The 12,935-nt window shown below is 46.0% G+C and carries 15 protein-coding genes; 1 reads left to right on the forward strand and 14 read right to left on the reverse strand.

Translation table 11 applies throughout. The features are described 5' to 3' along the window. Positions 1–5: 5 nt before the first annotated feature. The 12 genes from ORJ01_RS08400 to murJ all read right to left on the reverse strand — a co-directional run bounded on the left by ORJ01_RS08400 (position 6) and on the right by murJ (position 11,539). Complete coding sequence (locus ORJ01_RS08400; protein ID WP_226751151.1) at positions 6–518, reverse strand: PilX N-terminal domain-containing pilus assembly protein; 513 nt, start codon at positions 516–518, stop codon at positions 6–8. Positions 519–526: 8 nt separating this feature from the next. Beyond that, positions 527–1,435 carry a PilW family protein gene (locus tag ORJ01_RS08405; RefSeq protein ID WP_306177649.1) on the reverse strand — a complete coding sequence of 303 codons (909 nt, stop codon included), beginning with the start codon at positions 1,433–1,435 and terminating at the stop codon, positions 527–529. Continuing rightward, the gene (gene pilV, locus ORJ01_RS08410; RefSeq protein WP_226751149.1) at positions 1,432–1,839 is read right to left on the reverse strand and encodes a type IV pilus modification protein PilV; all 408 of its coding nucleotides are present in this window, start codon (positions 1,837–1,839) and stop codon (positions 1,432–1,434) included. Before pilV ends, ORJ01_RS08405 begins: the two co-directional genes overlap by 4 nt. Positions 1,840–1,849: 10 nt before the next feature. Further along, on the reverse strand, positions 1,850–2,410 hold the full coding sequence (locus ORJ01_RS08415; RefSeq protein ID WP_226751148.1) for a GspH/FimT family pseudopilin: 561 nt from the start codon (positions 2,408–2,410) through the stop codon (positions 1,850–1,852). Positions 2,411–2,517: 107 nt separating this feature from the next. After that, positions 2,518–3,228 (reverse strand): LytTR family DNA-binding domain-containing protein, encoded by a 711-nt coding sequence (locus tag ORJ01_RS08420; RefSeq protein WP_306177650.1) that lies wholly within the window; start codon positions 3,226–3,228, stop codon positions 2,518–2,520. After that, positions 3,225–4,250 carry a sensor histidine kinase gene (locus ORJ01_RS08425; protein ID WP_306177651.1) on the reverse strand — a complete coding sequence of 342 codons (1,026 nt, stop codon included), beginning with the start codon at positions 4,248–4,250 and terminating at the stop codon, positions 3,225–3,227. The genes ORJ01_RS08420 and ORJ01_RS08425 overlap by 4 nt, the downstream gene beginning before the upstream one ends. 14 nt (positions 4,251–4,264) lie before the next feature. Then, the gene (gene ispH / locus ORJ01_RS08430) at positions 4,265–5,194 is read right to left on the reverse strand and encodes a 4-hydroxy-3-methylbut-2-enyl diphosphate reductase (protein ID WP_306177652.1); all 930 of its coding nucleotides are present in this window, start codon (positions 5,192–5,194) and stop codon (positions 4,265–4,267) included. A 1-nt stretch (position 5,195) separates the two neighbouring features. Beyond that, positions 5,196–5,627 carry an FKBP-type peptidyl-prolyl cis-trans isomerase gene (fkpB, locus tag ORJ01_RS08435; RefSeq protein ID WP_226751144.1) on the reverse strand — a complete coding sequence of 144 codons (432 nt, stop codon included), beginning with the start codon at positions 5,625–5,627 and terminating at the stop codon, positions 5,196–5,198. Further along, positions 5,624–6,115, reverse strand: coding sequence for a signal peptidase II (gene lspA, locus ORJ01_RS08440; protein WP_306177653.1), 492 nt, complete (start codon positions 6,113–6,115; stop codon positions 5,624–5,626). Before lspA ends, fkpB begins: the two co-directional genes overlap by 4 nt. Next, entirely contained in the window at positions 6,115–8,943 is a 2,829-nt protein-coding gene (ileS, locus tag ORJ01_RS08445) for an isoleucine--tRNA ligase (protein ID WP_306177654.1), read from the reverse strand. The genes lspA and ileS overlap by 1 nt, the downstream gene beginning before the upstream one ends. A 14-nt stretch (positions 8,944–8,957) precedes the next feature. After that, positions 8,958–9,908, reverse strand: coding sequence for a bifunctional riboflavin kinase/FAD synthetase (gene ribF, locus ORJ01_RS08450; protein WP_306177655.1), 951 nt, complete (start codon positions 9,906–9,908; stop codon positions 8,958–8,960). Between the two features lie 53 nt (positions 9,909–9,961). Continuing rightward, positions 9,962–11,539, reverse strand: coding sequence for a murein biosynthesis integral membrane protein MurJ (gene murJ, locus ORJ01_RS08455; RefSeq protein ID WP_306177656.1), 1,578 nt, complete (start codon positions 11,537–11,539; stop codon positions 9,962–9,964). Between the two features lie 176 nt (positions 11,540–11,715). On the opposite strand from murJ, the gene rpsT reads away from it, so the two are divergent. Further along, positions 11,716–11,985, forward strand: a complete 270-nt coding sequence (rpsT, locus tag ORJ01_RS08460; RefSeq protein WP_226751139.1) for a 30S ribosomal protein S20 — start codon at positions 11,716–11,718, stop codon at positions 11,983–11,985. A gap of 98 nt (positions 11,986–12,083) precedes the next feature. On the opposite strand, the gene ORJ01_RS08465 is transcribed toward rpsT, so the two are convergent. Then, positions 12,084–12,380: a helix-turn-helix transcriptional regulator gene (locus ORJ01_RS08465; protein WP_226751138.1), complete on the reverse strand. Its 297-nt coding sequence runs from the start codon at positions 12,378–12,380 to the stop codon at positions 12,084–12,086. A 66-nt stretch (positions 12,381–12,446) separates the two neighbouring features. Then, positions 12,447–12,863, reverse strand: a complete 417-nt coding sequence (locus tag ORJ01_RS08470; protein ID WP_306177657.1) for a response regulator — start codon at positions 12,861–12,863, stop codon at positions 12,447–12,449. Between the last annotated feature and the right edge of the window lie 72 nt (positions 12,864–12,935).

Below are 12,935 nucleotides of genomic sequence, written 5' to 3' on the forward strand. Positions count from 1 at the left end.
TAGCCTTATAAACGCCAGATGGTTTGCATAATCACACCTGGACGATTGTCTGCAGGCTGGGTACGGGCGGTAATTCTAAAGGTGGGCGATAAACAATCTGCTTCAATGGTTGTCGCACTGTCGCAATCGGGTGCCGCAGGTGTTGGCCAGTCACCAACATATTCAATAATGTAACGCGCTTGTAAATCGAGCATTTCATTCACCGCAGGAGCAGCTTGCCATACCGTAGCAGGGTCCTCCCAACGATCAGCTTGGCCTGCTGTTGGAATACCGTAAAATCCAGGTGTACCCACTGCAGTAGCAGGATTAGGTAACAGGCCAGCCAACACATTTTCTGCCACGCGCAGCGCTGATTCGGTTTGTTGAACAAATAATTGATGCTCATACAAGTTTGCTGTCATTCGCTCTTGCAAGGTAGAACGCTGCATACTAGACAGCGTGAGTACGGTAATGGCCACCAGCAGTAATAGCGTGACGACTAAGGCAATACCTTGCTGTTGCTTTATTCTTGGTAACATAAACACCTCTAACGATTTCTAACCGTCGTAAAAAACTCGATAGTTCGCGTATCATCGGCCATCGTAATATTTGAATAAGCTGCTGCATCTAGCAAAATGGTGACATTGACACCTGTGACCTGCGTCATATCTAAAGCAGCGGAAAATGGCACTGGACCAAAAGCCGCATTACGCATTTGATAGGCAAAACTAAGTCTTTCAACGCCAAATAACACTTCTTCTTGCACCACAGCGCCATTCACCACTATTTCACGAAATAATGAATTTAACGTATTATCGACTTCACTGGCCGCGACAAACCAACGCACCGTTTCAAAACGCATTAGCATGGCATCGGCAGGATAAACTCTTGGACGAGCAGTGGCACAAATAAACGGATTGGCAAAACCCAGATCAGCAGAACAATTCAAACCTGCCGCGGCATGCTCAGCCCAGTTATTACCAACAGCTGAAACCTGAAAGATCGATGTTAAAGTATCATCACAAATGACACCTAAATCACCAACAGACAAATTAGTGTCTTGGTTAAGGTTCATCCGCGGTGGAACATGCGTGTTTATGCTGGCACTTTGCCCAGCCGCGTACATAATGCGCATGGACTCACTATTTCCACTAACTACACCAGTACCCACTAAACCACCCTGCCATGTTGCCCATACCGGCGTTGCTCCAGCAACTTGCACCACTGAAATCACCCGTTCAGAATTATTACAGCCTAAAAAGCCGGCACTACGCAGATCATACGACATCACCTGAAAAGCTAACCGAATACGATCTTGCAGGTTAGATAAATCTTCGGTTGTTCTGGCCGTAGTTTGATTCGACAAAAAAACGCCGAGCACGCCACCTAATAAAAGAATACCCAATACCAGAGCGATAAGCAGTTCAGTTAGGGTCACACCTTTTTGCCATTTCATGGGCGTGTTTCCATTACAATTCTAGAGTCAACATCAAGTCGCTGATTACTCCAATCAATTGTCACGGTATAAACACCGTTATTCCATGCAACTACGGCACAGGTTTCTGGAGAGGTCGCCGCCCGAACATCATCAAACCATTGTTCAGTACCCGCCACTGGAGAACTGCAATCCATAGCAAAGTCACCGGCTCTGGCAGCGGCAGCATTGGCACGCATAACTTCAAATAAGGTTTCAGTTAAGATAACAGCCATTGCGCGCTCGTGTGCCATGTTGGTACTTTTCAGACTGACGGTTTGTAAACCAGCAATTCCAAGCAAGCCAATCGACAGCACTACGACTGAAATTAATACTTCTAGCAAAGTAATACCTTTTTGTTTTTTCATCATCTTTAAAGCAGGCATTAGTAACTCCTTATGGCGCTGTACAACTGGTAAGGGTCAAAGTATCAACCGCAATATGACCACCCGACCGAATGATCAAATCTCGAGTATTGTTATCGTTGCTGTTATTGATACAAACGCGAAGCACACCATTAAGTGGTCTACCATTGGTCGTTCGCACCAGACCTTGGGGTGAAAAACGTACTTGCGAGTCAGCATCAGCAATATTGTTGTTCGCGCGTAATATCAATTGCCCCGTTTGTAAGAAACCCGTAGCCATCATACTGCCAGCAACAATCCCGGCGCTTTGATCAGTTGGCGCTAGGCCTATCAACCAACCTTGCCATGCGCCATCATCAATATCAGAACACGTTGCGCCATCACTACTGTGGCAGAACACCACATTTTGATTCATTTTAATCGCTTCAGTACGAGCAGCACTTAAAGCACCTACTAACTGATTGATTTGACCCGTTAACTGATTAGACTGCACAAGAGAAATAAAAGAAGGCACCGCGATAGTCGCAACAATGCCGAGCACGACCACAGTAATCATCAGTTCAATCAAGGTAAAGCCTGCGTTACGTCGCATTAATGACTTGCTCCAATAGTTCTATCATTTTATTACTATAAAGGATTAACTTGATAAACCAAGTGGTGTAAGGACTAACGGTAGGATTAGCCGATAAACGGTCAGTGTTAGTCTAGTTGCAGTGCGTGTTTAACTTGCGTTAACGCGCGACGACTAACGGGGAGGGATTCGGCGCAGGATGATAATTGAATAACATATTGTCCGGCATGTTGTTTTAGAGCAGAAAAATACTTTGGATTAATAAGATAACTTCGGTGGATCCTTAACAATTGTGTATAACGTTGCTCTAATTCAGCCAAAGACAAGTCTAAATAAGCTTCGCCATGCTCAAAGATGGCCTTAACGTATTTACTATCGGCGACAAAGTAATAAACTTGTGCCAAAGGCACTGTTTTTGTCACATTTCCACATTGATAAGCCAGTTTGGTTTCAGTACCGTGTTGCCGCTCAATATGAGCTCGAGTTAAGGCACCCACTTTAGTTAAGGTTTGCTGCAATCGCTCAGGAACTACTGGCTTTAAAAGATAATCGGCAGCAGACACTTGATAGGCCTTTAATGCATGTTCAGGATGAGCAGTTACAAATACTAAAGCGGGGGGCAACGCTAATTCAGCGATCCTTGCAGCTAGGCTTAATCCATCTTCACCTGGCATATCAATATCTAATAACACGACATCTGGCTGTAATGTACCAATCATTTCCCAAGCTTGAGCTGCATGCTCAGCCGCGCCAACACAGCTAACTTGATTTATCGGCTTTAATAAACGTTGTAAGCGGCTTCTTGCCAGGGGTTCATCGTCAACAATTAATACTTTCATTCCCCCTCCAGCGGTAACACAAGTTTCACTCGATACATATCGGCCAACTCATAAGTTGTCAGCTGAGCGGATTGGCCAAATAATATTTTTAGCCGTTGCTGAATATTAGCAATGGCTATACCGTTTTTATTTTGCTTTTTATGACTCGTTGCGACAGGGTTTTCAATAACGATACTTAACTGTTTTTTACCTAGATACACTTTGATATCTAGTACCCCCGCTACCGTTCGTGTTTCAAAACCATATTGCACCGCATTTTCTAGTAGTGGTTGAATAGTTAACGCCGGTAAGTTTAGCGTGGGGATCGTTTCGGGCAGTTGCCAATTTACCACCAAACGAGAGCCTAATCGCCACTGTTCTAAGGCTAGATACTGTTTGCATAGTGCCAGTTCATCTTGCAAGCTTATATTTTCAGCACTAGCCATGGCCGCCCGAAATAAGTCTGCTAAATTCAACAAGGCTTGTTCCGCAGCGTCTTGGTCTGTATGGATTAATTCTGCCACCGTGTTAAGTGAGTTAAATAGAAAGTGCGGTCGAATACGTGCTTGTAAAGCACTCAGCTTAGCTTTTTGTTGTGACGTGATACTGCGGGCTAATTCATCATACATAATCAAAAACTGAATAAGCACTAAACCTACAATAAAGGCAATAATCAAGTTGTTAGCAGCTTCAGTCCAGAAAGATACATTGTTGCCTTCCTGTAAGAACCAAAAACTGAGATAAGAGCATACAAAGGTCACACTGAGTAATATTAGCTGTACCGCCAAGGCAAATGGCATCAGTGACATAAAGCGCAAACGAGGTTGTAAACGACTAAACACTAAGCAGCTACCTAAGCTGATCCAGTGAATAAAAAGACTGATAGTACCGAGGCTGCTCCAAAACGGCTCAGAGGAATAAGGCGCTAATGCGAGTATTAACGCCAGAGCTTGCGAGAACACCACCACACGAAGCAAATGACTTCCCTGAGTGAGATCTGGCAGCTGCAGTTCGAGACGAGGCACATCCTGCAGCTTTTTCATGAGGTATTTCCTATTTAACGCAGCTCAGCCGGAATAGCAAACACCACCCCTTCTTCGCGACCTTGCGTTTCCGTAACGGTGTTGCCGCCCCACATTTTTAATTGGGCTATTACATCTCGCACCAGTACTTCTGGTGCAGACGCGCCGGCCGTTACCGCCACTTTAGTGACACCGTCTAACCAGCTTTGTTGAATATCGTTGGCGGTATCAATTAAATAGGCAGTACAACCCAGTTTTTCAGCTAACTCGCGTAAGCGGTTTGAATTACTGCTGTTCTTTGCTCCCACCACTAACATCAACTGCGCTTTTGATGCCAACTCGCGCACGGCATCTTGACGATTTTGCGTGGCATAGCAAATGTCATCTTTGCGTGGCCCTTCAATGTCTGGGAAGCGTGTTCTTAGGGCATCAATCACATCCGCAGTATCGTCTACCGACAAGGTGGTTTGGCTGCTGTAGCAAAGCAAGGCGGGATTTTTAACTTGCAGCGTATGGACATCTTCTACCGATTCTACCAAGTAAATGCCGCCATCGGCATTGTCATACTGGCCCATGGTACCTTCAACTTCAGGATGGCCAGCATGCCCAATAAGAATACACTCGATGCCTTTACGGCTGGCACGGGTGACTTCCATATGCACTTTAGTGACTAATGGGCAAGTCGCGTCGAATACTTTTAAACCACGCTGTTTAGCCCGCTCGCGCACCGCTTGTGAAACACCGTGCGCACTAAAAATAACGATATGGCCATCGGGTACTTCATCTAATTCATCGACAAACACGGCGCCGCTGCGGCGTAAGCCATCAACTACAAATTTGTTATGCACCACTTCGTGTCGTACATAGATCGGATGCTCGTACAACTCTAACGCACGCTCTACAATACTGATCGCCCGATCAACACCGGCACAAAAACCACGAGGATTAGCTAACAAAATGTCCATTTCAGCTCACTTGTACAATTTCGATATTAAAAGTTAGGGTTTGGCCAGCCAGTGGATGATTAAAATCAATCGTCACCGAGTCGCCCACCACTTCACGTACGAGCCCTGGTAACTCAGAGCCATCTGGCATGGCGAAACCAATAATAGAGCCAACCTTGGCTGGGGCGTCTGCCGAAAACTTACTACGGTCAACATAGTAAATATTATCAGGGTTTGGCGTACCATAAGCGTCTTCTGGCGCTAGGGTAAAGGTTTTTTTATCACCGGCCTGCAAGCCTAATAATTGTGCTTCAAACGCCGGAGATAAACTGCCATCACCCAGTTGGGTTTTAGCCGGTTTATTGTGCACTCGGGTGCTTTCAGCGGCAGAGCCGTCGGTTAATTTGATATCAAAATGAAACACCACGGTGCTGCTTGGGGTAATCATACTCATTTTTTTGCTCCAGAATCACTGCTAAAACTATCCCAAATTAACAGTGCAGCGCCAATACAGATCACTGAGTCGGCAATATTAAATGCGGGGTAATGCCAATCCTGATAATACAAATGAAAGAAATCAATCACATAACCATAAATGCTACGATCAATTAAATTACCCATGGCGCCAGCCAACACCAAACTTAATGCCAAACTAAGTTTGATTTCGTGGCGTTTTAATCGGCTCATCCAAACGGCAATGACCACACTGATCCCGATCGCAATACCGGTGAAGAACCAGCGCTGCCATCCACCCGCATCACTTAAAAATGAGAATGCTGCACCATAATTTCGTACATAGGTTAGGTTAAAAAAAGGCAACAACTCAATTGAATCAAATAGGGCCATTTGTTGGTGCACTAACTGCTTAGTCAGCTGATCCAATAGGATCAGCAACGCAATTAACCACCACCAACGCCATGCTGTTTCTTGAAATAAACGCATTACGCAAATTCCCGTGTTTCACCTTGGCCACTGACGTTATCAACACAGCGACCACAGATCCCCGGCTGCGCCGGATCAATACCCACATCATGCCGGTGATGCCAACAACGCTCACACTTCGCCGCGCTAGACGCTGTGACCAATACACTTAGCCCCGGAATTGCCGTAGCAATCGCGTCAGCGCTCGGCGCTTGTGCACTAACGGTTGCCGTAGAAGTGATCAGTACAAAGCGTAATTCGTCACCTAACTGCTGTAAGGCTGCTGCTAAACTGGGCTCGGCAAACAAGGTCACTTCGGCTTGCAAAGAGGCACCAATCCGCTCTTCCCGACGTGCCGCTTCTAACACTTTGTTCACCTCGTCACGTACCTGCAGCAGTTGCTGCCAATAAGCATTACTGAAACGCCCTGCTGGTAACTCGGTAAAACCGCTGTACCACACATCCGTAAACACGAACGCGTGTTGTTGACCCGGTAAGGCTTCCCAGATTTCTTGTGCCGTAAAGCTCATGATAGGTGCCATCCAGCGCACCATGGCTTGCACAATATGATAAAGCGCAGTTTGGCAGCTACGACGCGCTTGGCTGTCTTTGTGAGCGGTATACTGACGATCTTTAATCACGTCCAGATAGAAACTACCCAGTTCAACAGTACAGAAGTTCATCAGCTTTTGGCTGACCTGATGGAACTGATAGTTGTCGTAGGCATCGATAATCTCTTGCTGTAACTGCGCAGCACGATTAACCACCCACAAATCTAACTCGACCAATTGGTTAAATGGCAGAGCATCAGTTTCTGGGTTAAAACCGTTAAGGTTTGCTAACAAGAAACGCGCAGTATTTCGAATGCGGCGATATTTATCGGCAGCACGATTAAGGATCTCATCAGAAACCGTCATCTCTGAGGTGTAATCCGTTGTTGCTACCCATAAGCGTAAAATGTCTGCACCCAGTTTGTTCATCACATCTTGAGGTGATACCACATTACCTAACGACTTTGACATCTTGCGGCCTTCACCATCAACGGTAAAACCATGGGTTAATACCTGTTTATACGGTGCGCGCTGTTTCATGCTTACGCCCGTCATTAAGGATGACATAAACCAACCGCGATGCTGATCTGAGCCTTCTAAATACAAATCAATCTGCTCAGGCTGATGAAACTCTGGGCGCGCATCCACCACCGCAGCATGGGTAATGCCCGAATCAAACCAAACATCGAGTGTGTCAGTGACTTTGGTATAACGCTCACTGTCTTCGCCAAGCAACTGTGCTGCATCAAGATCAAACCAAGCTTGAATGCCACCCAACTCAACTTGTTTCGCCACCAGTTCAATTAAACTTGCGGTTTTTGGATGTAAGGCGCCGGTATCTTTATCTACAAACAACGCAATAGGTACACCCCAGGTACGCTGCCGTGAAATACACCAATCGGGCCGGCCTGCTACCATGTTTTCAATCCGTTGTTGACCCCAATCAGGGATCCAGCGAGTTTTGGCAATTTGTTCTAACGACATTTGTCGTAAGCCTTGCTGCTCCATGCTGATAAACCATTGCGGCGTAGCGCGAAAGATAATGGGTGTTTTATGCCGCCAGCAATGGGGATAACTGTGCTTATACGCTTTGTGCAATAACAAAGCGCCAGCCGCCTTTAATGCTTCAACGATAGTATCATTGGCTTTAAAAACGTGCTGACCAGCAAACATCGGTGTATCCGGCAGATAAACGCCATTGGCACCGACGGGGTTCGCCACTTCTAAATGGTATTTTTGACCAACAACAAAGTCTTCTTGACCGTGCCCTGGTGCCGTGTGCACACATCCTGTACCCGATTCAGTCGTAACATGTTCACCCAGTACCACCGGCACTTGGAAATCGTATAACGGATGCTGCAGCTTAACTAAGTCTAGCTGCTTGCCTTGGCAGAATCCCAAGGCGTGATAATGTTCAATATTAGCGCGCGCCATCACCTCTTTCACCAGATCAGTAGCGATAATCAAACGCTCAGCACCTTGTGGTCCTTGCTCAACCTGCACCAGTGAATAGCTCAGCTCGGCATTAAGCGCCACGGCGCGGTTGGCTGGAATTGTCCAAGGTGTGGTGGTCCAGATCACCACAGCCAACGGGCCATGCCCCCGATGCGCTTCTGGATGATCAAAGCGATCGACGACCGATTCATCCACGACTTGAAAGCGCACATCAATAGCCGGTGAAATCTTGTCTTGGTATTCCACTTCCGCTTCGGCTAAGGCCGAACCACAGTCGGTACACCAATGCACGGGTTTGAACCCTTGTAACAAATGGCCGTTTTCAATAATTTTACCTAAGCTGCGGATAATATTAGCTTCGGTTTGAAAATCCATTGTCCGATATGGCTTATACCAATCGCCCAATACGCCCAAGCGGATAAAGTCAGTGCGCTGCGCATCAATTTGCGTTAACGCATATTCACGACACTTCTCTCGAAATTCGGCAGGCGTTAATTTTTGTCCGGGCTTGCCGTACTTTTTCTCCACCACCAATTCAATCGGTAAACCATGACAATCCCAACCCGGCACATAGGGTGCATCGAAGTCAGATAACGTTTTTGCTTTAACAATAATGTCTTTAAGGATCTTATTAACAGCATGGCCGATGTGAATATTACCGTTTGCATAAGGGGGGCCATCGTGCAGAATGAAGGTTTTTTTACCCTTTTTAGCTTCACGGATCTGACCATATAAATCGGCTTCGGTCCATTTTGCCAACATTTGTGGCTCACGCTGTGCCAGATTGCCGCGCATAGCAAAAGCCGTTTCTGGTAAATTCAGGGTATGCTTGTAATCGCTCATCCGTTTAAATTCCGTTAAGTTAGTGAGTTCAGTAGCGCAGGCTGCTGACTAAAATACTGTTTCGCTGCCGCTTCATCGACGGCGATTTGCTGTTTTAATGCATCCAGATTGTCGAACCGCTGTTCGGCTCGAAGTTTGTGCCGCAGCACCACTTCAATCTGACTACCATATAAATCTTGATTAAAATCAAATAGATGCGCTTCTAGTTGTTCACGCACACCCTGTACGGTTGGCCGATTACCAATATTAGCCACCCCTTGAAACACCCCAAAACAGGTGCGAGCAGTGATGGCATAAACGCCTGATACCGGTAATTTTTTACGGTACAACCAGACATTCGCAGTGGGAAAGCCAAGGTTTCGGCCTAACTTACGACCATGTCTTACTCGCCCAGTTAATGCAAAAGGCCGCCCTAGCATAGTTTCAGCTAAATGCAGTTGGTCGGCTTGTAAGGCACTGCGGATCAACGTACTACTAACCCGTTGCTGCTCCAGTTTTAAACTTGAGGTGCTGTTTAAACCAAAACCATACTTTAAGGCGGCACGTTCTAATAACGCGTAATTACCGCTACGGGCTTGGCCAAAATGAAAGTCATCACCCACAATCAAATGCTGTACGCCTAACTTATCAAGCAGTAAATCTTCAATAAACTGTTCTGGATCTTGTGCCGCAAAAGCACGATTAAAGCCAACGCAGAGTAATCGGTCGATGCCTAATTCTGCTAACGCTAAATACTTTTCACGAAAGCGAGAGATCCGAGCCGGCGCATCACTGCCCGCGAATAATTCCAGAGGTTGGGGTTCAAACACCATTACGCAAGACGGCAACTGCTTCGACTGTGCCAGTTGTTTAACCTGAGCTAACACGGCTTGGTGCCCCAAGTGCACACCGTCAAAATTGCCGATGGTTAACACACAGCCTTTATGCTGCGGTAATATGTTGTGGATGCCGCGAATTAACTCCATGCCTGCCTTAAATTATTCCTGCGGTTGCTTGTCAACTGACGATTATAACCCGATCACCGTTGGCTTTCAGCAACAGTTTTTGCTTTAAAATCAGCCAAACGCACCCCAAACAGGAACAGCAAGGCAAAGTACGCTATTACAGCCAACAGACACAAACTGGATAATTGCACTATTTGCGACGTTAAAGGCAGCTCCACCCAGACACTTAAGCTTGGGCTAACGACATAGAGCGCTGAAGCCATCAATACACTGGCCAAAGCAAATTTAGCCAGCATCACCATACTAAAACGGCTTAATTGATACACCCCAGCGAGCTTTAAACCACGATACAATAAAAACGCATTTAAACTTGCCGACATCGCCGTAGCTAAAGCCAAGCCTACATAACTTAAAAAGGGTGCCAACATCAGGTTAAACACCATATTGGCCACCATAGCGATAATGCCAATTCGCACCGGCGTTTTAATGTCTTGCCGCGCATAATAGCCAGGTGCTAACACCTTGATTAGCATATAACTTAACAAGCCACAGCAATAGGCCAATAAGCTGTACGACACCATTAACACATCTTGCTGGGTAAATTCACCGCGCATAAACAGCACCGTGATAATCGGTTGTGCCAGCACCATTAACGCCAGCATCGCCGGTAAACCAAACATCGCCACAAAGCGCACTGACCAATCCAGCGTGTGAGCAAAGCGCGCAGTATCTGCCGTGGCATGATGCCGCGATAAGTTCGGCAGGATCACCGTGGCAATCGCGATCCCGAATAAGCCCAATGGAAATTCAATTAACCGATCCGAGTAATATAACCAGCTTACGGCCCCGGTTAGTAAAAACGAGGCAATCACGGTATCGAGCAGCAGATTGATTTGGCTTACAGAAACACCAAACAGTGCTGGTAGCATCAAAGTACGGATCTTTGTCACGTTTTCATCTTGCCAATGCCATCTTGGCAGCACCAACAAACCGGCTTTAGCTAAAAACGGTAATTGAAATAATAACTGTACAATACCGCCAATAAACACGCCCCAAGCCAATGCCATAGCGGGTTCATCCAACCCAGGAGCCAGATACAGCGCCGAGCCAATAATCGCAATATTTAAGAAAACGGGCGTAAAGGCCGCTACCGCAAAACGGTTATAGGTATTTAGCACCGCGCCCGATAACGCGACTAAAGAAATAAACCAAAGATAAGGAAAGGTAATTTTTAACATCACACTGGCCATTTCAAACTTGTGCGCGTCAGGCCCATCATTCAGCCATTCGATAAACCAGCCCATACCAAACAGCAAAGCAATCAACGGCGAGCCGACCACCCCCACCAGCGTCACTAGAGTGACAATAACACCCAGCGTTCCCGCCACCTTGGCCACTAATTCTCGAACCGCATCATCACCATGTTTAGCTTTAACTTCACTTAACACCGGCACAAAGGCTTGAGAAAAAGCGCCCTCGGCAAAGAGTCGACGTAAAAAATTTGGAATACGGTTAGCAAAGAAAAACACGTCAGCAGCAGCACCCGCACCAACAAAATTGGCAACCACCACATCTCGCACCAGGCCTAACACTCTTGAAATCAACGTCATAAAGCTGACAATCAGCCCTGACTTTAGTAATTTTCCTGACACGAGAGACTCCTTTATTTGCTGCGGCGCTATTTTCACCTGTTACTGAGATCAATTACCAGTGCTCACTGCAATTTAATTACGGGCCTTTTCGTTTAAAGCATTTGACAATGGGCCAGTAAATAGGCATATTATGCGGCCTTTAAAGAGTCCGGTTTTAAGTTTTTAGGAGTGTTACCTTGGCTAACATCAAGTCTGCTAAGAAGCGCGCAATACAATCAGAAAAACGTCGTCAGCAAAACGCCAGTCAACGTTCTATGATGCGTACTTTCATCAAGAAAACCTACGCAGCAGTATTAACTGCTGACGCAGTAGCTTCTCAGGAAGCGTTCAACAAGATGGTCCCTGTTATTGATCGTATGGCAGCCAAAGGTCTGATCCATAAGAACAAAGCAGCTCGTCATAAGTCTCGCTTAAACGCCCATGTAAAAGCGTTAAAAGCAGCCTAATTGGCGATGTAAAACAAAAAAACCAGCTTCGGCTGGTTTTTTTGTAAGTTCATTTCGGCCACACAAAGCAGCCGACAATCAGTGCACAGCGCGACAAATTACTCAGCGCAATACAGTTTGTGTAATAGTGCAATGACCTCGGTTACTTCATCGCTAGAGATCCGATAAAACACCGTTTGCGATTCTTTACGCGTTTTCACCAATTTATTTTTGCGCAATAAAGCGAGATGCTGTGAAAGTGCAGATTGGCTTAAATCCAACTTGCTGTTTAATTCACCTACCGACAGCTCGCCTTGCAACAAATGGCATAAAATAATTAAACGGCGCTCATTCGACACCGCTTTCAGTAACTTCACTGCTTCCGCTGAATTTTTCAGCATATCTTCTAAATTCATGTTTTGCACCGCTCATTAAACTAATACTAGCCTGATCTCATTATGACAGAATAATCCGGGTATGCATCAGACACTACACGACAATAAGGGTTGAACCAGACTTGAGATTCTTTCTGCAGTAAAAGGTTTCACTACAAAAGCTTTTGCTCCGCCTGCTACAGCTGCTTTCAAGTTATCGACACTGGAATAAGCCGAGATCATAAATATATGTGATTGCTGGTCAACACACCTGAAACGTTGCAACAATACCTTACCGTTTATGTCTGGTAGCTGAATATCCAAAAAAACTAATTGTGGTTGATGCTGCATAAACAAGGCTTCGCCTTTGGCGCCGTCGGCTGCCTCTAGCACCTGAGTTACACCAAGTTGATGCAAGATACTTTTAAGGTAAGCACGCACAGCCACCGTATCATCAACAACAAGCGCCGTTAACTGTTGGGTTACAGGAGTGGGGTTATAGCAGGTTTGAATAAATGCTTGCATCCTTGCAGCGTCTCCATTTTTCGGCTGGTCGACCAAAAACTGACGTCCAGCGAGTTACTTAGGTTTCATCCG

The sequence above is a fragment of the Alishewanella sp. SMS8 genome (genome assembly GCF_030737935.1).
Lineage (GTDB): Bacteria > Pseudomonadota > Gammaproteobacteria > Enterobacterales > Alteromonadaceae > Alishewanella > Alishewanella maricola.

Excerpts from the sequence above, each read along its gene's own strand:
- ORJ01_RS08400 (WP_226751151.1), bottom strand. The coding sequence starts at position 518 with ATGTTACCAAGAATAAAGCAACAGCAAGGTATTGCCTTAGTCGTCACG.
- ORJ01_RS08405 (WP_306177649.1), bottom strand. The coding sequence starts at position 1,435 with ATGAAATGGCAAAAAGGTGTGACCCTAACTGAACTGCTTATCGCTCTG.
- pilV (WP_226751149.1), bottom strand. The coding sequence starts at position 1,839 with ATGCCTGCTTTAAAGATGATGAAAAAACAAAAAGGTATTACTTTGCTA.
- ORJ01_RS08415 (WP_226751148.1), bottom strand. The coding sequence starts at position 2,410 with ATGCGACGTAACGCAGGCTTTACCTTGATTGAACTGATGATTACTGTG.
- ORJ01_RS08420 (WP_306177650.1), bottom strand. The coding sequence starts at position 3,228 with ATGAAAGTATTAATTGTTGACGATGAACCCCTGGCAAGAAGCCGCTTA.
- ORJ01_RS08425 (WP_306177651.1), bottom strand. The coding sequence starts at position 4,250 with ATGAAAAAGCTGCAGGATGTGCCTCGTCTCGAACTGCAGCTGCCAGAT.
- ispH (WP_306177652.1), bottom strand. The coding sequence starts at position 5,194 with ATGGACATTTTGTTAGCTAATCCTCGTGGTTTTTGTGCCGGTGTTGAT.
- fkpB (WP_226751144.1), bottom strand. The coding sequence starts at position 5,627 with ATGAGTATGATTACCCCAAGCAGCACCGTGGTGTTTCATTTTGATATC.
- lspA (WP_306177653.1), bottom strand. The coding sequence starts at position 6,115 with ATGCGTTTATTTCAAGAAACAGCATGGCGTTGGTGGTGGTTAATTGCG.
- ileS (WP_306177654.1), bottom strand. The coding sequence starts at position 8,943 with ATGAGCGATTACAAGCATACCCTGAATTTACCAGAAACGGCTTTTGCT.
- ribF (WP_306177655.1), bottom strand. The coding sequence starts at position 9,908 with ATGGAGTTAATTCGCGGCATCCACAACATATTACCGCAGCATAAAGGC.
- ORJ01_RS08465 (WP_226751138.1), bottom strand. The coding sequence starts at position 12,380 with ATGAATTTAGAAGATATGCTGAAAAATTCAGCGGAAGCAGTGAAGTTA.
- ORJ01_RS08470 (WP_306177657.1), bottom strand. The coding sequence starts at position 12,863 with ATGCAAGCATTTATTCAAACCTGCTATAACCCCACTCCTGTAACCCAA.